This window comes from Rhodococcus sp. GXMU-t2271 (assembly GCF_041414735.1).
GTDB lineage: Bacteria > Actinomycetota > Actinomycetes > Mycobacteriales > Mycobacteriaceae > Rhodococcus > Rhodococcus indonesiensis.
Genome location: NZ_JAUIZP010000004.1, coordinates 1 through 20,491, shown reverse-complemented (window position 1 = coordinate 20,491; position 20,491 = coordinate 1). Strand labels below are relative to the sequence as shown.

Here is a 20,491-nt window from a genome sequence, read left to right as displayed (position 1 = left end):
GCGGCCGGGTCGGCGTCAGATGCTCCAGCGCATGGTGACGACGGTCCCGGTGTCGGCCGGGGCCACGGTCGCCGTGTCCGCCAAGGAGTTGATCAGGGTGAGGCCGTGCCCGCGCGAGCTCGTGCTCGGGTCGGTGTCGTTCGCGAGCCAGCTGCCCCGGTCGATGATGGCGACCTCGACCTGACGGTCGCCCGGGATCAGCGTCGCCTCGAGGTCGAGCGTGCCCGACGCACCGTCGCGGTAGGCGTGCTCGACGGCGTTGGCGAGGGCCTCGTAGCTGGCCAGCAGCACGTCGCGGGTCAGCTCGGGGCTCACGTGCACCGCGTCGAGCCAGCGTTCCAGGGCTCGTCGCAGCACGGTCAGCTGACCGGGCTCGGCGCGCACGCGCCGATAGGCAAGCGTGACCGAGTCGCACAGCGGGGTGTTCTGCGGCGAAAACATCGCATTCACTTTAACCCGTCGCGTTGGGGGCCATCGGGTTCGAGGGTCCCCGGCGGCGGAGGGGGTCCGTCAGATGGGTAACCGCAGCTCCGGCGGCACTTCGATCGTCGGCAGCGGCGGTAGCGGCGGCAGCGTCGGCACCGGGATGTTCAGGCCGGGGATCAACGGCGGCGGTGCCGTGGCGGGGGGCGGCGGAGGCGGCACCACGCGCGCGGTCGTGGGGTCCTCGACCGGCGGGACGGTCGTGGTCGTTGTCGGTGCCGGTGCCGGCGCGACGGCGGGCGCCGGCTGCGGGGTCGGCGACGGCGTCGTCACGATCACCTCGGTCTGCCGGATATCCGACTCGTCGTCGCCGGCGAGGGTGTTCTGGGCGCCGAGCGCCAAGCCGATCATGGCGACCACGCCCAGGGCGGTGCCGGCCAGTCCGGCCCCGCTGATCTGCCGTTTGGACACGTGCGGTTCGTGAGCGGTCGCCGCCCGCTTCCGCCTCGGTGTCCTGGTCTCGCCGGACGGGGCCGGTGCGGGCGTCTCGGCACGCGACAGCTGCTCGGTGCGGTGCGGCGCCGTGCCACCGGGCGGGACGATGCGTTCGGTCACGGCCGGCGCGACGAGCAGTTCGGTGACCGCCGGTTCCGGGGCGACGGCGCGCAGGGCGCCACCCTTGGCCAGGACGAGCTCGGGTTCGTGCGGAACCACGACGGGCAGCTTCGTCCACGTCTCGAGCACCCGGCGCACCAGGCGGACGTGGGCGCCCCCACCGAGCAGCACGATCGTCTCGGGCCGGGCGCCGGACCGCTGCACGACGTCGCGCACGAACCGCGCCGAGGCCTCGACGAGCGGGGTGATCAGCGGTTCGAACGTCTCCAGGGACATCAGGATCACGCCGGCGGTGCCCGGCACGGCGACGGCGTCGCTGCCGGACAGCTGTTCCTTCGCCGCGCGGCACTGGGCGACGAACTCCTCGTCCTGCGGGTCGTCGGGCCGCCACACGCCGTCCGAGCCGAGCAGGTGCAGGCGCACCGCGTCGTCGAACAGGCGCCCGGCCACGGACCCGGTGCGTTCGGTGTGCACGGCGCCGGTGCTGCGGTCGGCGACGGTGACGGTGAGTCCGGACGCGCCGAGGTCGTAGAGGACCGCGACGTCGGCGGTGAGCTCGCCGGTGGCCCGCAGGTACGTCAGGGCCGCTTCGGACTCGCCGACGAGGCTGTACCGGTCGAGTCCCTGCTCGGCCATCGCGGCGCGGAGCCGTCCGGCCTCGGCGGCGTCGCGGTACACCAGGCCCGCGCGCTCGACGCTCTCGCCCGCGATGCCGGCCTGTACGAGCACGCCCACGGTTTGCGCCGCGAGACGTGCCGGGTCGTCCCGCCTGGTCTCGACCACCTGGAACTGGTAACCCGCGGAAGGTGCGTCCGGATCGATCGGACGAACGATCCGGACGGCACTCGTCCCTGCGGTCACCCCGAGAACCGAACTCATCAGCCGCCTTCTGATCGTGTTGTGCGCCGCACAGCCTCCCCCGGCGCATCCCGACCGCCCGATGCTACCGAACGGTCCGGACAGACCCCCTGGCGAATCGGACATGCGGCCCGGCAACCGGACGAACGGCCCGGGGGCTGCCTAGGATCGAGCGATGCGGGTTCTGTACGTCTGTACCGGGAACATCTGCCGATCGCCCACCGCCGAACTGCTGACCACCGCGTTCGCGCGGGAAGCGGGCCGGGGTGAGCTGTCGGCGCACAGCGCCGGCACCCGCGGCATGGTGGGCCGGCCCATGGAACCGACGGCGGCGCTGGTGCTGCGTCAGCTCGGCGGCGAGCCCGACGGCTTCGTCGCCCGGCGTCTGTCGCCGCGCATCGCGCAGGACGCCGACCTGGTGATCACGATGGCCGAGTCGCACCGCGGGGCCGTGCTGCAGTCGGCACCCCGGATGCTCAAGCGGACGTTCACGCTGCGGGAGGCCGCTCGGCTGCAGCAGCTCAGCGGCGCCGAGACGGTCACCGAACTGGCAGCGGCCCGGGCGCAGTTTCCCGCGCCCGGGCCGGAGGACGTGACCGATCCGATCGGCCGCGACGAGGACACGTTCGTCACCGTCGGGACCGAGATCGCCGATCTGCTGCTACCGCTGCTCGCCCGGATCCACGACTGACCCGTTGCGCGGGCCCGGCAGCGGCGAGGGCGCGACGGGTCGCGACACCGCCGTCGGCACCGACTGTTCGCGGTAGGCGGGCTCGGCGGAGTACGCCTGTGGGGCGCGGTAGTGCTGTCCCGCCTGCGCATCCTCGTGGTTCGGCTGCTCCGGGCGGTACGGTTCCGGCCGGGTGGGCTCGCCGCGGTGGCGACGGCCGCCGGTGGGTTGCGCGGCGGGCTGCTGCGCCGGCGCGTCCTTCTTCACGTCTGACTCGTAGTAGTAGCGGTACTCGTAGGCGCCGCGGCCCTTGTTCGGTGTCATCGTCATGATGGTGCCGAGCAGGTGCGCGCCGGCGCTGCCGAGATTGCCGACGGCGCGGCTGAGCTGCTCGCGGGTGGTCTTGCCGTGGCGCGCGATGAGCAGGGCGCCGTCGGTGGCCGCGGCGAGCACGACGGAGTCGGTGACGGGCAGGACCGGCGAGCCGTCGATGATGACGTACTCGAAGCGCGCCCGCAGGTCGTCGATGACGTGCTTGGCGGTGTCGGAGCCGAGCAGCTCGCTGGGGTTGGGCGGCAGCGCGCCGGAAGCCAGCACCCACAGGCCCTCGTACTGGCTGGGCTGCAGCACGTCCTCGAGACCGGCTTGACCCGAGAGCACGGTGCTGAAGCCGACGTCGCCGACGACGCCGAGGTACTTCGACACCCGCGGCCGGCGCAGGTCACCCTCGACGAGCACGACGGAGTGACCGGCCTCGGCGAGCACCAGTGCGGTGTTGATGGCGGTGGTGGTCTTGCCCTCGGCGGGCAGGGCGCTGGTGACGACGATGACGCGCGGCGGGTTGTCGACGTCGAGGAACTTCAGGTTGGTGCGCATCTCCCGGTACGCCTCGGCGCTGCCGGAATTGGACTCCTGGAACGCGATCGCCGCGTGCTCCTGCCGTTCCTTGTCGAGCGGGATGGTGCCCACGAGGCCGGTGTGGGCGAGTTCCTCGACCGTCTTGCGGTCCTTGACCGTGTTGTCGAGCCGGTCGCGCAGCACCGCGAGGGCGATGCCCAGGAGCAGGCCGACGGCGAAGCCGAGCGCGAGGTTGCGCTTCGTCTTCGGCGACACCGGGGTCGCCGGGGTGTCGGCGTGCTGCTCGACGACGACCCGTGCGGTGGGCTCACCGCCGTTCTCGGGGGTCTCGAGCTCGCGGGCCATCACGACGAACTCGTCGGAGAGGGCGTTGGCGAGGTCCCGGGCCCGTTCCGGCGACGCGTCGTCGACCTTGACGTCGACGAGCACGGTGTCGGGGGCCGACGAGGCGGTGACCTTCTCCGCCAGCTGCGACGGCGTCAGGTCGGACAGTCCCAGCCGGTCGAGGGTGCGCTGCGCCAGCGTGGTGCCGGTGAGCAGCTTCGTGTAGGAGGCGACGCGCTGCTGCGAGAACAGGTTGCCCTGGTAGATCTCGTTGACCGAGGCCCCCGACGAGGTGGAGACGAACAGCCGGGTGCTCGCCTGGTAGATCGGGGTGGTGAGCAGGGAGGCGCCGAGCGCACCGAGTACCGCCACCACGGTCGTCACGGCAACGATCTTCCATCGCGCCTGCAGAATGCGTAGGTAGTCGTGTACTTCCATTACGGTGTCTCCCTCGTTGCTGTGACACTGTCGGTGCACCCTACGGGCGCGGAAATCTGTCGTTCGGTCAGGTGGCGGGCGAGCGTGGGGCCGATCACGGCCAGCGCGCCCGGGGTGGTCAGGTCGGAGTGCGGGTAGGGCACGTCGTGCGCGGTGACGCGGCCGCGGACGTGCCGGCGCCAGCTCGCCGCGAGGTCGGGTCCGGCCGGTCCGCCGGGGCGGGCACGGAACAGCAGCGCGTCGCCGTCGAGGACGCGGGGCGTGTGCGCGGTGACGGCCTCCTCCAGGGCGGCGCCCGCGGCGAGCGCCCGCTTCCGGATCTCGGCGACGAAGGCCGACGGCAGGCCGGGCACCTCGAGTTCGACGACGGGCTCGTCCGGCAGGGCCGCGACGTCGGGGAGGGTGTCCGGGGTGAGCGTGTCGAGCAGGATCAGCGACGCCACCTGCTCCCCCGCCTCGTGCAGTTGCACGGCCATCTCGTGCGCGATGGTTCCGCCGAGGGACCAGCCCAGCAGGTGGTAGGGGCCGTCGGGCTCGACGGCGCGGACCTCGTCGAGGTAGCGGGCGGCGAACTCGGCGACGGTGCGCGGCAGCGGCTCGAGCCGGGTGGCCTGCAGCCCGTACAGCGCGACGCCGGGTAGGTGCGGCGCGAGTCCCGTGTAGCACCAGGACATTCCGCTGATGGGGTGGACGCAGAACAGCGGGGTGCCGTCGGGGCGTCCCGCGAGCGGCACCACGGTGGCGAGGGGGTCGGTGTCGTCGCCGCCGTGGTCGATCCGGTCGGCGAGGTCGGCGACGGTCGGCGCGGTGAGCAGCCAGTCGAGCGGGACGTCGCGGTCGAGCGCGGCCCGCAGGTCGGCGGCGACGGCGACGGCGCCGAGCGACGTCCCGCCGAGGTCGAAGAACCCCTGGTCGGCGGACACCGGCCGGCCGAGGTGCCGGGCGAACACCTCGGCGACCACCTCGGCCGTCGGTCCGGTGGGAGGAACGAAATCATCTGCGGCGACGGTGAAGTCGGTTCGGGGCAGCGCGGCGCGGTCGACCTTGCCGGACGGCAGCAGTGGCAGCGCGTCGACGACGGTGATCGCGGTGGGCCGCAGCGCCCGCGGCAGGTGCGCGGCGGCGCGGGCCCGCAGCGCGGCGGCGTCGGCGCTGCCCTGCACGTAGGAGACGAGGACGGTCTCGCCCGTGGGGCCGGGCACGGCGACGGTGACGGCGGCGTCGACGTCGTCGGCGGCGGTGAGCACGGCGTCGATCTCGGCGGGTTCGACGCGGATGCCGTGCAGCTGGATCTGCTCGTCGACGCGGCCGAGGACGTCGAGTTCGCCGGCGGCGGTGACGCGGGCGAGGTCGCCGGTGCGGTACAGCCGCCCGCCCGGCGCGCCGTACGGGTCGGCGACGAATCGTGTTGCGGTGAGCCCGCTTCGGTTGTGGTAGCCGCGGGCCAGGCTCGGCCCGGTCACGTACAACTCCCCGATGACCCCGGCCGGGACGGGGTGCAGGCGCGCGTCGAGGACGTGGGCGGTGGCGCCGGCGACGACGGTCCCGGCGGTGGGCCGGGCGCCGGGTGCGAACGGCCCGCCGAACGACACGGCGATCGTGAACTCGGTGGGCCCGTACCCGTTGAGCAGCCGGTGCCGCTGCCAGCGTTCGACGACGGGCGCGGTGAGCGCCTCACCCTCGGACAGGACGGTGACCGGGCGCGGCAGCGTGTCCGGATCGAGGGTGGCGAGCACGGAGGGGGTGGCGACGACGTGGGTGACGTGCTCGGCGACGATCAACTCCTGCAGCGCCTCGCCCGCGTACACATGGTCGGGTGCGACGACGAGGGTTGCGCCGTGCGCGTGGGCGGTGAGCAGTTCGAACACCGACGCGTCGAAGGTGTGCGACGCGGCGTGCAGCACCCGGCTGCCCGGCGTGACGCCGAGAACGCGTGCGTCGGTGAGGGCGGTCAGGCCGCGGTGCGGCACGGCGACGCCCTTGGGTGCGCCGGTGCTGCCGGAGGTGTAGATCAGGTACGCGGTGTCGTCGGGGTGCGGCTCCGCGGTGACATCGCGGGCGTCGTCTTCGGACTCGTCGGCGGTCAGGTCCAGCCAGTCGATGCCCTCCCCTGCCGGAGCAACGCCCGGCACGGTCAGGCCGACGGTGGCGCCGCTGTCGCGCAGCACGGTCGCGATGCGGGCGGGCGGCTGCGTCGGGTCGACGGACACCCATGCCGCGCCGGCCTTCGCGACGGCCCACACCGCGAGCGGCCAGTACTCCCCGCGCGGCACGGCTACCGCGACGACGCCGGTCACCCCGCGGGCGCGCAGCCGCGCGGCGACGGCGGCGGCGCGGGCGTCGAGCCCGGCGTAGGTCCACGCGACGGTTCCGGCGCGCACGGCGATGGCGCCGGGGTGGGCGCGGACGGTGGCGGCGAGGATCTGCGGCAGCGTCCGCGGCGCCGCGGCGGGGGCGGTCAGCGGCGCGGGCGCGGGGGCGGCGAGATCGCCGACGGCGGCGGCGGGGTCGTCGAGCGCGGCGCCGAGCAGCGCGAGGTAGTCGGCCAGCAACGCGTCGGCGGTGGTGGCGTCGAACAGGTCGGTGGCGTACACGAGGCGCACGTCGATGCCGTCGTCGCCGCGTTCGGTGACGTCGACGGTGAGGTCGAACTGGGCGGCCGGGGTGCCGGCGTCGAATTCGCGCACGCGCAGCCCGGGCAGCTGCGGCAGGTCCTGCCCCGCGGGCACGGTGCGGTGGGCGAGCAGCACCTGGAACAGCGGGTGGTGGGTGCCGCGGGTCGGCGCGACCCGCGCGACGACCTGATCGAACGGGACGTCGGCGTGGGCGAGGGCGTCGAGGTCGGTGGTGCGGACGCGGCGCAGCAGGTCCGCGAACGGCTCGGCGCCGTCGACGGTGGTGCGCAGGGTGAGGGTGCCGACGAACATGCCGACGAGGGCATGCAGACGCGGGTCGGCGCGGCCGGCGACGGCGGTGCCGACGGCGATGTCGGCGCGGCCGCTGCGACGGGCGAGCAGCGCGGCGAGAGCGGCGTGCAGCACCATGAAGCCGGTGGCGTCGTAGGCGCGCGCGACGTCGCGCACGCGGCGGTGGGTGGCGGCGTCGAGGTGGGCGGTGACGGCGCCGCCGACGTGGCTGGGCCGCGCGGGCCGGGGCCGGTCGGTGGGCAGCGGCAGCGGCGTGTCGGGCAATCCCGCGAGAGTCGTTGCCCAGTGGTCGAGTTGGCGGGCGGCGAGGCTGGCGGGGTCGGCGGGGTCGCCGAGCAGGTCGTGGTGCCAGCGGGCGTAGTCGCGGTAGCGCACGGGCAGCGGCCACCAGATCGGTGCGGCACCGGCGACGCGGGCCGCGTAGGCGTGCTGCAGGTCGGTGAGCAGCGGCGCGACCGAGCCGCCGTCGAACGCGATGTGGTGCACGGCCGTGGCGAGCACCCGTTCGCCGCCGCCGAGGTCGATCAGCCGGAGCCGCAGCGGCGCCTCGGCGGTGAGGTCGAACGGCGCGGTGAGCACCTCGGTCACGGCGGCGGTCACGTCGGTGCCCGGAACCGTCTCGAGCACAGGCGGATCCACAATCGTGGCGATGCCGTCGGGGTAGGCGGTGCGCAGTACCTCGTGCCGGTCGGCGACGTCGGCGACCGCCGCGGCCAGCGCGGCCGTGTCCAGGTCGCCGCTCAGGTGCAGCGCGACGGGCACGGTGTACGCGGCGCTGCGCGGTTCGGCGCGGCCCAGCAGCCACAGCCGCTGCTGCGCGGGGGCGAGCGGCGTGGGTGCGTCGTCGTCGTAGCGGCGCAACGGGATCCGGGTGGTGTCGCCGTCGCGCAGGTGCGCGGCGAGCGCCGCGAGCGTGGGGGCCTGCAGCACCGCGCGGGCGGGCACGTCGACACCGAACGCGTCGGCGAGGCGGGCGGCGAGGACGACGGCGGACAGCGAGTCACCGCCCGCGGCGAAGAACCCGGCGTGGATGTCGGGGCGGGCGCCGAGCACGCCCTCGGCGACGGTGACGACGAGGTCCTCGACGTCGGTGAGGGGCCGGTCGGCGGCGGCGTCGTCGCGGGCGGTGTCGAGCTCGTGCAGGGCGGCGACGTCGAGTTTGCCGTTGACGGTGGTCGGCAGCTCCGGCAGCAGCCGCAGCCGGGCCGGCATGCGCTGCGGCGGAACGATTTCGGCGAGTCCGGCACGCACGCGGGTGTCGTCGACGTCCGCGTCGGCGGCCGCGAAGGCGACGAGCGCGCCGTCCGAGGCCAGCACGACGGCGTGCCGGATGCCCGGTTGCGCGAGCAGGGCGGCCTCGAGTTCCCCGGGTTCGATGCGCACGCCGCGGACCTTGAGCTGCCGGTCGGTGCGGCCCCGGAAGGCGAGGGTGCCGTCGGGGCGGCGGTGCACGAGATCGCCCGTGCGGTAGCGGCGGGTGCCACCGGGGGCGGCGACGAACCGCTGCGCGGTGAGGCCGGGGGCGCCGAGGTAGCCGAGCGCCACGGACGTCCCGGCCAGGTACAGCTCGCCGACGGCGTCGTCGGGCACCGGGCGCAGCCGGGCGTCGAGGACGTGCGCGACGGTGCCGGGGACGGGCCGGCCGATACCGCCGCGGCCGTCGACGTCGGCGAGGGTCGCGACGATGGTGGCCTCGGTGGGTCCGTACGCGTCGAGCATGTGGCGGGCCGCCGCACCCGAGCCCCGGGTCCAGCGGGCGGCGAGCGCGGGCGGCAGGGTTTCGCCGCCGGAGGCGACGACCCGCAGGTCGGGCAGCTGCTGCGGGTCGAGGGTGCCGAGCACCGCGGGGGTGGACAGGTAGTGGGTGATGCGCTGGGCGCGCAGCACCTGCTGCAGGTCCGCGCCCGCGTACACCTCCGGCGGGGCGACGACGAGGGTCGCGCCGGTGGTGTGGGCGAGGAGGAGCTCGAGCAGGGCCGCGTCGAACGCCGGGTGGTAGCCCTGCAGCACGCGGTCGCCGGGTCCGACGCGGTAGCGTCGGGCGGCCTCGGCGGCGAGCGGCGCGAGACCGCTGTGGGTGACGGCGACGCGTTTGGGAGCGCCGGTCGAGCCGGACGTCGACACCACGTACGCGACGTTCGCCGGGGCGGGCTCGTCGGCGGCACCGGAGAGGTCGGAACTGGTGAAGGCGGCGCCGGTCTTGGTGATCGCCCACAGCCGCAGCACGTGGTCGAGGCCGCGGGGACGGTCGATCGGGATCACGGTGCCGGGGCCGGCGCCGGCGGCGCGCAGCTCGTCGGCGAGCGCGTCGGAGCGGGCGTCGAGTTCGCGGTAGGTCAGGGCGGTCTCGCCCTCGCGCAGCGCTTCCCGGTCCGGGTGCGCCGCGGCGGTGGCGCGCAGCAGCTCGGGCAGGGCGCGGGCGGGGGCGGGTTCGGCTCCGGTCAGCGGCGCGGCGGGCCGGTCGACGGGCAGGTCGCCGACGAGCGCGTCGGGTGCGGCGACGACGTGCCGCAGGACGGCGACGAACCGGTCCGCGAGCCGGCGCGCCGTGGATGCGGCGAACCGGGACGCGTCGTGCACGAGGGTGCCGGTGTAGCCGTCCGCGGCGGGCGCGAGCGCGAACTGCAGGTCGAACTTCGGTGCGCCGGCGAGGACTTCCTGCGCGTCGACGGTGAGGTCCCCGATCCGGACGGGGTCGAGGGCGAAGTCTTGCAGGGCGAGCGCGACCTGCGGGGCGCGGCCGGACAGGCCGGCGAGGATCTGCTCGTAGGGCACCCCGGCGTGGTCGAGGGCGGCGACGTCGAAGTCGCGGACCTGCGCGAGCAGCCCGGCGAACGGCATGTCGGGTTCCACACGGGCGCGCAGCACGAGCGTGTCGAGGAACGGGCCGACGAGCTGTTCGACCTGCGCCCAGCGGCGGGCGGAGACGACGGCGGCGACGGCGACGTCGTGGCCGGCGCCGACGCGGGCGAGCAGCACCGACAGGGCGGCGTGCAGCACCATGAACTCGGTGGCGCCGTGGGCGCGGGCGAGGGCGGCGATCCCGGCGCGCACGTCCGCGGGCACCTCGAACGCGACGGTCTCCGCCACGACCTCGGAAGGCTCTGTGCTCGTGGGTAGTTCGACGGGGTCGAGGCCGTCGAGGGCGCGTCGCCAGTGCGCGACGTCCGGCTCGGGGATCCCGCGGGCCTGTTCCCACAGCGCGTAGTCGGTGTACTGCAGCGGCAGCGGCTCCCACCGCGGCGGCTGCCCGGCCGCGCGGGCGGCGTAGGCGACGGCGAGGTCGCGCAGCAGCGGCGCGAGCGACGCCCCGTCCGCCGCGGCATGGTCGACCGCGAGCCGCAGCCGCCGGGTGCCGTCGGTCCCCTCGAGGTCCCAGTGGACAACACGGTCCGCGAGGACCTGGTGCGGGCCGTGCTCGTCGACGACGATGCGGGTGCGCAGGATCTCGTGCCGCGCCGCGACGTCGTCGAGCGCCGCCTCGAGGGCGGGCACGTCGAGGGGCCCGGTCAGGTGCACGTCGGCGCGCAGCCGGTAGGCGTCGGGGTCGAGGCGGCTCAGTCCCCACAGGCGACGTTGCGCCCGGCTCAGCGGGATCCGGCCGGGGCGCGGGTGGACGGGCACCGGCCCGGTCTCGGCGTCGAGCCCGCCGGCGTCGAGCGCGGCGGCGAGGGACTCGACGGTGGGGTGCTCGAAGATCAGCCGCAGCGGCACCGCGGTGCCGGTCTCCTCGCGGAGCCGGCCGACGAGGACGGTGGCGAGCAGCGAGTTGCCGCCGACGGCGAAGAAGTCGTCGCCGCGGCCCGGGTCGGTGCCGGTCAGTTCGCCGAAGATCCGCGCGACGAGACTCTCGGTCTCGGTGCCGGGTTCGTCGCGCCCGCCGAGGTCGGGTGCGGGCAGCCGCGCGACGTCGAGTTTGCCGTGCGCGGTGCGCGGGACCGCGTAGAGCGGGACGACGGCGACGGGCACGAGGTGGGCGGGCAGGCTGCGGCGCAGCTGCCGTCGCGCGTCGTCGGCGTCGACGGTCGCGGGCACGACGTAGGAGACGAGCGCCCCGTCGCGCACGACGGTCGCCGCCTGCTGCACCCCGGCCACCCCGCGCAGCGCGGCATCGACCTCTCCCGGCTCGATCCGCACCCCGCGCAGCTTGACCTGATCGTCGCCGCGCCCGACGAACCGCAACGCGCCCCCGCCGCCGGTGCGTCCTTTGGGCTGCCCTGGCCGCCCAAAGGACACACCGGCCCAGCGGGCCAGGTCGCCCGTGCGGTACCGGCGACGGCCGCCGGGCGCGGCGACGAACCGGGTTGCGGTGCGGCCGGGATCGCCGCGGTAGCCGTCGGCGAGCCGCTCCCCCGCCAGGTACAGCTCCCCCGCGACGCCGGGGGGCACGGGCCGCAGCCGCTCGTCGAGCACGACGGCCTCGACCCCGCGCACGGGGGTGCCGATCACGACGTCCGCGCCGGGCGTCAGCGGCGACGAACAGGTCGCGAAGACGGTCGCCTCGGCGGGACCGTACCCGTTGTAGAGGCGACGGCCCGCGCCCCACCGCGCGACGAGCTCGTCGCGCACGGCCTCCCCGCCGAGCATGAGCACCCGCAGGTCGGGCAGCGCGCGCGACGGCACCGTCGCCAGCGCCGACGGGGTCAGGCAGGCGTGAGTGATGCGTTCACGCGCGAGCAGGTCGGCGAGGGCGTCGCCGCCGTAGGCGTCGGCCCCGGCGACGACGAGGGTCGCGCCGGACGCACCGGCGACGAGCAGCTCGAGCATCGCCGCGTCGAAGCTCGGCGACGCGACGTGCAGCATGCGGTCGCCGGGCGCGGCGGCGAACAGTTCCGCCAGGTCCGCGACGAGGGCACTGACGCCGCGGTGGGTGATGCTGACGCCCTTGGGGTTTCCGCTGGTGCCGGAGGTGAACACCAGGTAGGCGGGGGCGCCCGGATCCGGGTCGGCCACCGCGACGGCGCCGTCGCAGGTGTCGGCGACGTCGAGCCAGGTCACGGCGGCGGGCAGCGCCCCGAGGTGCGCGGCGCCGGTGACGCCGACGCTCGTGTCGGCGAGCATCGCGGCGAGCCGCGCGGCGGGCTGGGCCGGGTCGACGAGCATCGGCGCGGCCCCGAGCCGCGCGATCCCCCACACGGCGACGACGGCGTCGAGCGAGCGGGGCAGGGCGCACGCGACGGCCGTGCCGGGCCGCACGCCGACGGCGTGGAGCCGGGCGGCGAGCGCGTCGGCACGCGAAACCAGCTGCGGGTATGTCAATTCCGTCGAGCCTTCGCGCACGGCAACACCGCCGCCGCCGCGGGAGGCGCCGTCGGCCAGCCACTGCCACAGCGTCCGCGCCGGGGCGGGCTCGGGTCCGGCGGCGGGGACGAGCGCGGCCCGTTCCGGCTCGGTGAGCAGGTCGATGTCGCCGATCCGCACGGCCGGGTCGGCGACGGCGGCGCGCAGGATCGCGACGTAGCGGTCGGCGAACGCGGCGACGGTGCCGGCGTCGTACAGGTCGGTGGCGTAGACGAATTCGAGGTCGACGCCGGTGCCGGTCTCGGTGACGACGAGCTGGAGGTCGAAGTTGGCGTGTTCGTCGGCCACCGGCAGCACCCGCGCGGTCAGGCCGGGCAGCTCGAACGCGTCGACGGCGGGGCGCCGCAGCGACAGCGCGACCTGGAACAGGGGGTGCCGGGCCGGGTTGCGGGCGGGGTTGAGGCGCTCGACGAGGGTCTCGAACGGCGCATCCGGGTGGGTGTAGGCGGCCAGGTCGCGGGCGTGGACGTCGGCGAGCAGGTCGGCGAAACCGGCGTCCGGGTCGACGGGGGTGCGCAGGACGAGGGTGCCGGCGAACATGCCGACGAGGTCGTCGAGCTGCGGGTCGCCGCGCCCGGCGACGACGGTGCCCACGGCGATGTCGGCGCCGGCGCCGTGCCGGGCCAGCAGCACGGCCAGCGCCGCGTGCAGCACCATGAACGTCGTCGCGCGACCTTCCCGCGCTAGCCGCGACACACCCTCGGCGACGACGGGGTCCACGGTCGTGCGATGGGTGGCGCCGCGCCCCGTGGGGCGGGCGGGCCGGGGCCGGTCGCCGGGCAGGGTCACCTCGTCGGGCAGGCCGGCGAGCACGCCCGTCCAGTGTTCGAGCTGCGCGTCGGCGCCGGCACGCTGCCAGCGGCTGAAGTCGGTGTACTGCACGGGCAGCGGCGCCCACCGTGGCTCGTGCCCGGCGAGCCGGGCGGTGTAGGCGTCGACGATGTCGCGCAGCAGCGGGGTGAGCGACCACTCGTCGGCGGCGATGTGGTGCACGACCACGGCGAGCACGTGCCGCTGCGGCCCGAGCCGGTACAACCGCATCCGCACGGGCGGCTCGTCGGTGAGATCGAATCCGGGGGCGGCGAACTCGCGGACGAACTCGTCGAGCCCCTCGGCGGGCACGGCGACGGGTTCGAGGGCGGGTCGCGCGACGGGCCGCACCACCTGCGCGGTGGGGTCGGGGTAGACGGTGCGCAGGGTGCGGTGCCGGCCGAGGACGTCGGCGACGGCGGTGGTCAGTGCCGCGACGTCGAGCCGGCCGTCGAGACGCACCGCGAACGGCAGGTTGTAGCTGCCGGATTCGGGGTCGAGGCGGTTGACGAACCACAGCCGCTGCTGCGCCGGGGACAGCGGCGCGGGAGTGTCGTCGCCGGCCGCGACGAGCGGGGCGCGGCGGCGGGGCGTGCCGGCGCGGGCGGCGAGCAGGGCGGCGAGGTCGGTGACGGTGGGGGCGGCGAACACGTCGCGGACGGTGACGTCGACGTCGGCGATGTCGGCGAGGCGCCCGGCGAGACGGGTCGCGAGCAGCGAGTTGCCGCCGAGGTCGAAGAAGTCGTCGCCGGCGCCGACGGACCCGACGGCGAGCAGTTCCCGGTACACCTCGGCGACGAGTTCCTCGAGCGGCCCGTGCGGGGCGAGGCCACTACTGGGTGCGACGGTGGGCGCGGGCAGCGCCGACCGGTCGAGTTTGCCGTTGGCGGTGCGCGGCAGCGCCTCCAGCGCGACGACGGCGGCAGGGACGAGGTAGTCGGGCAGGGTGCGGCGCAGCTCGCGCAGCGCCGCCGTGGGGGTGCCGCCGACGAGGTAGGCGACGAGCCGGTCGTCGCGCAGCACCACGGCGGCCTGGGTGACGCCGTCGCAGCGCAGCAGCGCGGCCTCGATCTCGCCCGGTTCGATGCGGTAACCGCGCAGTTCGAGCTGGTCGTCCGCGCGGCCCCGGTGGTGCAGCACGCCGTCGCGGCCGCGACGGCCGAGATCGCCGGTGCGGTAGCGGCGGGCGCCGCCGGGCGCGGCAACGAACCGCGCAGCGGTCAGGGCAGGGCGGTCGCGGTAGCCACGGGCGAGTTGCGTTCCGGCGACGTAGAGTTCGCCGACGGTGCCGGGCGGGGTGCGGCGCAGCGACCGGTCGAGGATCTGCACGTCCAGCCCGGGCAGGGGCCGGCCGACGCCGGGCTGGTCGGCGGGTCCGCGGGTGACGTGCACGGTGGTCTCGGTGATGCCGAACATGTTCACCGCGCGCACGTGCGGCCGGTCCGCGAGCCACGGCCGGACCTGTTCGGGGTCGAGGGCCTCGCCGCCGAAGATCAGCAGCCGCACCGTGTCCAGCGGGGTGTCGACGGTGGCGAGCTGGTGGAACGCGGTGGGGGTCTGATTGAGGACGGTGACATTCTCGCTGTCGAGCAGCGCGGCGAAGGCGCCGGGGTCGCGGGCGGTGTAGTGGTCGACGACGACGAGCCGGCCGCCGGTGGTGAGTGCACCCCACATCTCCCACACGGAGAAGTCGAAGGCCGGGGAGTGGAACAGCGTCCACACGTCGCGCGGCCCGAACCCGAAGTCGGCGGTGGCGGCGAACACCGCGGCGGCGGCCTCGTGGCTGACGAGCACGCCCTTGGGGGTGCCGGTGGACCCGGAGGTGTAGATCAGGTACGCGCCCGCCCCGGCCGGGACTGCCGCGTCGCATTCGCCGCCGGCGTCCAGGCGTTCCCGGATCTCCGTCGAATCGATCTGCAGCGCAGGTACTTCCACATCGACCGCGAAGTCTGTGTCGCACAGCACCGCAACGGGGGCGGCGTCGTCGAGCAGGGCACGCAGCCGCGCCGGCGGGTGCGTGACGTCCAGCGGCAGGTACACCGCGCCGGCGCGGGCGACGGCGAGGATCGCCACCACCAGGTCGAGGGAGCGGGGCAGCGCGACGGCGACGACGTCCTCGACGCCGAGTCCGCGCTCGGCGAGCAGCGCGGCGAGCGCCCCGGAGCGGGCGTGCAGCTGCCCGTAGGTCAGGGTGTCGTCGCCGTGGGTGAGCGCGATCGCGTCGGGCCGGCGCCGCGCCTGCTCGGCGACGAGCGCGGGCAGCGTGGCCGTCGCCGGGTCCGCCGAGGGTACGGAGGTGTCGCCGTCGGGGCCGAGCAGGTCGATGTCGCCGACGGCGGCGGCCGGGTCGGCGGTGACGACGTCGAGGATGCGCAGCAGGAACGGCGCCCACCCCGCGACGGTGTCGTGGTCGAACAGGCCGCGGTCGTAGGTCAGCACGCCGTCGAGCCCGGTGGGGGTGCCCGCGTCGGAGCGGTTCTCGCGGACGGTCACCTCGAGGTCGAATCGGGCGGTGCCGGTGGACAGCTCGCGCACACCGGTGACGTCGGGCACGTCGAGGCCGTCCAGCGCGAAGCTCTCGTAGGCGAGCATCACCTGGAAGATCGGGTGGTGGCCGGCGGTGGAGGCGCCGAGCGCGTCGACGACCCGGTCGAATGGCACGTCGGCGTGGGCGAATGCGTCGAGGTCGACGCGGCGGGCGTCGGCGAGCAGTTCCGCGAACGTCGCGCGGGCGGGTACGGGCAGCCGTAGCGCGACGGTGCCGACGAACATGCCGACCACGTCGTCGAGCATGGGGTCGATGCGCCCGGAGACGGGGGTGCCGACGGTGACGTCCTCGGTGGCGGCGAGCGTCGCGAGCAGCACGGACAGCGCGGCGTGCACGACCATGAACGTCGTCGCGTCGTGGGCGCGGGCGAGTTTGTCGACGGCGGCGTGCAGTTCGGCGGGCACCGAGAAGCGCACGCGTCCAGCGGTGGAGTCGCCGTCGCCGCGGGGCCGGTCGGTGGGGAGGGCGAGCAGCGGCGGGGCGCCGGCGAGGGTGCGGGTCCAGTGCGCGAGCTGCCGGGCGGCGAGGCTCTCGGGGTCGGCGGGGTCACCGAGCAGGGTGCGCTGCCAGCGGGCGAAGTCGCGGTAGGTGACCGGCAGCGGCGGCCACGCGGGGCTGCGTCCGTCGCGCCGGGCGGCGTAGGCGACGGCGAGGTCGCGGCCGAGCGGCAGCAGCGCCAGCCCGTCGACGGCGACGTGGTGCAGCACCACCGCGAGGGTGTAGCCGGTGGCGGTGCGGTACAGGCGGGTGCGCAGCGGCGGGTCGACGGTGAGATCGAAACCGGCGCGGGCGAAGTCGGCGGCGTCGAGGTCGGTGGGCGCCGCGTGCGGTTCGAGGTCGAGGTCGATGCGCGGCAGCACCTGCTGAGTAGGTCCGTCCGGGCCGTCGGGGTGGACGGTGCGCAGCACGGCGTGCCGGGCGATCACGTCCGCGGCGGCGGCCGCGAGGGCGTCGAGGTCGGTGCCGGCGTCCAGGTCGACGACGAACGCGACGTGGTCGCCGGGGGCCGCGTCGGCGACGTCGAACCGGTTGGCGAGCCACATCCGCTGCTGGGCGGGTGCGAGCGGCACCGGCCCGGTGTCGCCGGTCGGCAGCAGCGGCAGCCGTTCGCCGGTGAGTGGATCGGTGACGGCGGCGGCGAGGCCGGCGACGGTGGGGTGTTCGAAGATCTCCCGCACGCCCACCCGGTGACCGGCGACGGCGCCGAGCCGCGCGGCGAGCTGGGTGGCGAGCAGCGAGTTGCCGCCGAGCGCGAAGAAGTCGTCGTCGGCGGCGACGGCGGGCAGGTCCAGCAGGTCGGCGACGACCCCGGCGACGAGTTCCTCGGTGGCGCTGCGGTATCCGGCCGGGGCGCCGGGGGCGACGACGGGCTCGGGCAGCGCGGCGCGGTCGATCTTGCCGGTGCTGGTGAGCGGCAGCGCGTCGAGGACGGTGACGGTGGCGGGCACCATGTGCCGCGGCAGCCGCGCGGCCGCGAACTCCCGCAGCTCGGCCGGGTCGAGGCGGGCGGGGTCGGGTCCGTGCACATACGCGGCGAGCGCGTCGCCCCGCACGACGGTGACGGCCGCGGCGACCGCCGGGTGCCCGGTGAGGGTGGCCTCGATCTCGCCGAGCTCGATCCGGAACCCGCGCAGCTTGACCTGATGATCCACCCGCCCCACGAAGTCCAGGGCGGCTCCGCCGCCCGTGCGGTACATGCGCCCACCGCCGAACGGCGACGCGACGAACCGGCTCGCCGTCAGCCCCGGCATGCCGAGATAGCCGCGCGCGACGCCCGGCCCGAGGAGGTACAGCTCCCCGACGACGCCGACGGGCACGGGCCGCAGCCGCGGACCGAGGACGATCGCGGTCACGCCGTCGAGGCCGGTGCCGATGGTCAGCCGCTCCCCCGGCACCAGCGGCGCGCTGGCGGTGGCGAGGACGGTGGTCTCGGTGGGCCCATACACGTTGAGCATGGTCCGGCCGGGCGCCCACCGGGCGGCGGTCTCGGCCGGCCACGCCTCCCCGCCGACGGCGAGCACCCGCAGCGCGTCCAGACCCGACGGGTCCAGCAGGGTCGGCACGGCGGGAGTGGAGAACCAGTGCGTGATCCGCTCGCGCCGCAGCAGTTCCAGCAGCTCGTCGCCGCCGTACACGTCGGCCGGCGCGACGACGAGGGCGCCGCCGGCCGCGGCGGCCAGCAGGTATTCGAGCACCGACGCGTCGAACGCGGGCGACGCGAAGTGCAGCACCCGCGCCTGCGCGTCGAGGTCCATGCGACGACGCAGCGCCGCGACGAGCGGTGCGAGCCCCCGGTGGGTCACGACGACGCCCTTCGGCGTGCCCGTCGAGCCGGAGGTGTAGACGAGGTACGCGGCGTGGTCGGGTCGCAGCGGGCGCACCCGGTCGGCGTCGGTGATCGGCCCCGACCGCGCGGATCCGGCGTCCGGGTCGATGCGGGCGACGCCGTCGGGCAGCGACGTGCCGGGCCGGGCGACGGCATACCGCACCTCGGCGTCGGCCAGTAGACGGGCGATGCGTGCGGCGGGCTGGGCGGGGTCGACGGGCATGAACGCCGCCCCGGTCAGCGCGACGGCCGCCACCGCACGCACCGAGTCCACCGACCGCGGCAGCAGGATCGCGACGCGGTCCTCCGGCCCGAGCCCATGCTCGAGCAGGTGCCACGCCAACGGTGTTGCGGCCGGGATCAACTCGATCGGCTCACCGTCCGGCGCGACGACGTGCAGCGGATGCGCGGAGAGCAGTTCCGGCAGCGTCGCGACCGGCCCAGACGGCGCCATGACGATGTCGGGGGCGCCGAGGTCGAGGTCGCCGACGGGGGCATTCGGCGCGGCGACGGCCGCGTCGAGCACCGCGTGCAGCCGGGCCACCGCGGCGGCCACCGTCGCACGCTCGAACAGTCCGCCGTCGTAGATCACCCGCCCGGTCAGTGAGCCGTCGGGCAGCTCCCGCACCGCGAGTTCGATGTCGAATCGGGCGAGGCCGGAGGGGATTTCCTCGGCGCGCACGCGCAGGCCGGGCAGGTCGAGGTCGGGCACGGCGACGTTGTCGTAGGCGAGCATCACCTGGAACGGGGCGAAGCCGAGCGTGTCGACGACGCGGTCGAACGGCACCGTCGCGTGCGCGTACGCGTCGAGGTCGGTGCGACGGGCCGCGGCGAGCAGGTCGGTGAACGACGCGGCCGGGTCGACGTCGAGCCGCAGCGCGACGGTGCCGACGAACATGCCGACGAGGGCGTCGAGGTCGGGGTGTTCGCGGCCGGCGGTGCCGGAGCCGACGGCGACGTCGCGCCCGCCGGTCCACGTCGACAGCCACACGGCGACGGCGGCGTGCACCGCCATGAACGCCGTGGCGTCGTGCGCGGCGGCCAGGCGCCGCAGCTCCTCGAACCGCGCGGCGGGGACGGCGAATTCGAGTGACTCGGCCGGTCCGGGGCTGCCGGTGCGGGGACGGTCGGTGGGCACGGTGGGGGCCTCGCCCAGTCCGGCGAGCGCGGTGGTCCAGTGCGCGAGTTCGCGGGCGGCGACGCTGTCGGGGTCGTCCTCGTCGCCGAGCAGGGTGTGGTGCCAGCGGGCGTAGTCGGAGTACTGCAGCGGCAGCGGTTCCCACCGCGGCTCGTGCCCGGCGGCGCGGGCGGTGTAGGCGGCGGCGACGTCGAGGGTGAGCGGCACGAACGACGCGCCGTCCATGGCGATGTGGTGGGCGACGACGGCGAGCACGTGCCGATCCGGCCCCACCCGCAGCAGCCGCGCCCGCAGCGGGATGTCGGTGGTGAGGTGGAACGGCGCGGCGGCCCATTCGGCGATCAGGGCGTCCACGTCAGCGGGGTCGACGGGTTCGGCGTCGAGGTCGGGCAGCACTTCGGCGACGGGCCGGACATGTTGGTGCGGGCCGGGTTCGGTGAACACCGTCCGCAGGATCTCGTGCCGGTCGAGGGCGTCGCCGAGCGCGGCGCGCAGCGCGGCCGTGTCGAGGGTGCCGTCGAGGTGCAGCGCGAACGGCAGGTGGTAGGCGGCGGTGTCGCCGTGCGCGAGCAGCCACAGCCGGCGCTGCGCGGGGGCGAGCGGGGCGGGCGTGTCGTCGGCCGAGCGCACCGGGGCCGGCACGGTCGCCGCCGGTCCGGCGTCGACGGCGGCGGCGAGGTCGGCGACGGTGGGATGGTCGAACACGTCGCGCAGGTGCACGTCGCGGCCGAGGGCGGCCCCGAGGCGCGCGGCGAGCTGGGCCGCGCCGAGCGAATGTCCGCCGAGGGCGAAGAAGTTCGCGTCGGCGCCGACCGTCTCGACGCCGACGATCTCGCACATCAGCTGCGCGACGAGGGTCTCGGTGGGCCCGGCGGGCGCCCGCGAGTCGGTGGCGGTGTCCACGGCGGGGGCGGGCAGCGCACGACGGTCGATCTTGCCGCCCGGGGTGAGCGGCAGCGCGTCGAGCACGGTGATCGTCGCGGGCCGCAGGTAGGCGGGCAGGCGTTCGGCGAGGCGGGCGTGCACGTCGTCGGGCGCGACGTCGCCGACGACGTAGGCCGCGAGGGTGTCGCCGTGGACGACGACGGCCGCGTTGGCGACGCCGTCGAGCGCAGTGAGCGCCGCCTCGACCTCGCCGGGCTCGATGCGGTAGCCGCGGATCTTGACCTGCCGGTCGGCGCGCCCGACGAACTCCAGGACGCCCCCGCCGCCCGTGCGCGTTTCTGGTAGCTCCGACGACCAGAAACGCGCACGG

Annotated in this window: 5 protein-coding genes; 1 reads left to right on the top strand and 4 read right to left on the bottom strand. The window is 75.5% G+C overall.

Features of this window, described 5'->3' with window-relative positions:
• Positions 1 to 15 precede the first annotated feature (15 nt).
• Positions 16 to 441 carry an ATP-binding protein gene (locus tag QYS60_RS02635; protein ID WP_289382306.1) on the bottom strand — a complete coding sequence of 142 codons (426 nt, stop codon included), beginning with the start codon at positions 439 to 441 and terminating at the stop codon, positions 16 to 18.
• Between the two features lie 69 nt (positions 442 to 510).
• Entirely contained in the window at positions 511 to 1,917 is a 1,407-nt protein-coding gene (locus QYS60_RS02630) for an Hsp70 family protein (RefSeq protein ID WP_289382308.1), read from the bottom strand.
• 154 nt (positions 1,918 to 2,071) lie between these two features.
• Between QYS60_RS02630 and QYS60_RS02625 the strand changes: the two genes are divergently transcribed.
• Entirely contained in the window at positions 2,072 to 2,587 is a 516-nt protein-coding gene (locus QYS60_RS02625) for a protein tyrosine phosphatase (protein ID WP_371382363.1), read from the top strand.
• Here the strand turns inward: QYS60_RS02625 and QYS60_RS02620 are convergent.
• Together QYS60_RS02620 and QYS60_RS02615 are read right to left on the bottom strand one after the other, a co-directional pair.
• Positions 2,558 to 4,186 carry a polysaccharide biosynthesis tyrosine autokinase gene (locus QYS60_RS02620; protein ID WP_371382362.1) on the bottom strand — a complete coding sequence of 543 codons (1,629 nt, stop codon included), beginning with the start codon at positions 4,184 to 4,186 and terminating at the stop codon, positions 2,558 to 2,560. The genes QYS60_RS02625 and QYS60_RS02620 overlap by 30 nt on opposite strands.
• Positions 4,186 to 20,382: an amino acid adenylation domain-containing protein gene (locus QYS60_RS02615; RefSeq protein ID WP_371382422.1), complete on the bottom strand. Its 16,197-nt coding sequence runs from the start codon at positions 20,380 to 20,382 to the stop codon at positions 4,186 to 4,188. Before QYS60_RS02615 ends, QYS60_RS02620 begins: the two co-directional genes overlap by 1 nt.
• Positions 20,383 to 20,491 lie beyond the last annotated feature (109 nt).

Excerpts from the sequence above, each read along its gene's own strand:
- QYS60_RS02625 (WP_371382363.1), top strand. The coding sequence starts at position 2,072 with ATGCGGGTTCTGTACGTCTGTACCGGGAACATCTGCCGATCGCCCACC.
- QYS60_RS02620 (WP_371382362.1), bottom strand. The coding sequence starts at position 4,186 with ATGGAAGTACACGACTACCTACGCATTCTGCAGGCGCGATGGAAGATC.
- QYS60_RS02630 (WP_289382308.1), bottom strand. The coding sequence starts at position 1,917 with ATGAGTTCGGTTCTCGGGGTGACCGCAGGGACGAGTGCCGTCCGGATC.
- QYS60_RS02635 (WP_289382306.1), bottom strand. The coding sequence starts at position 441 with ATGTTTTCGCCGCAGAACACCCCGCTGTGCGACTCGGTCACGCTTGCC.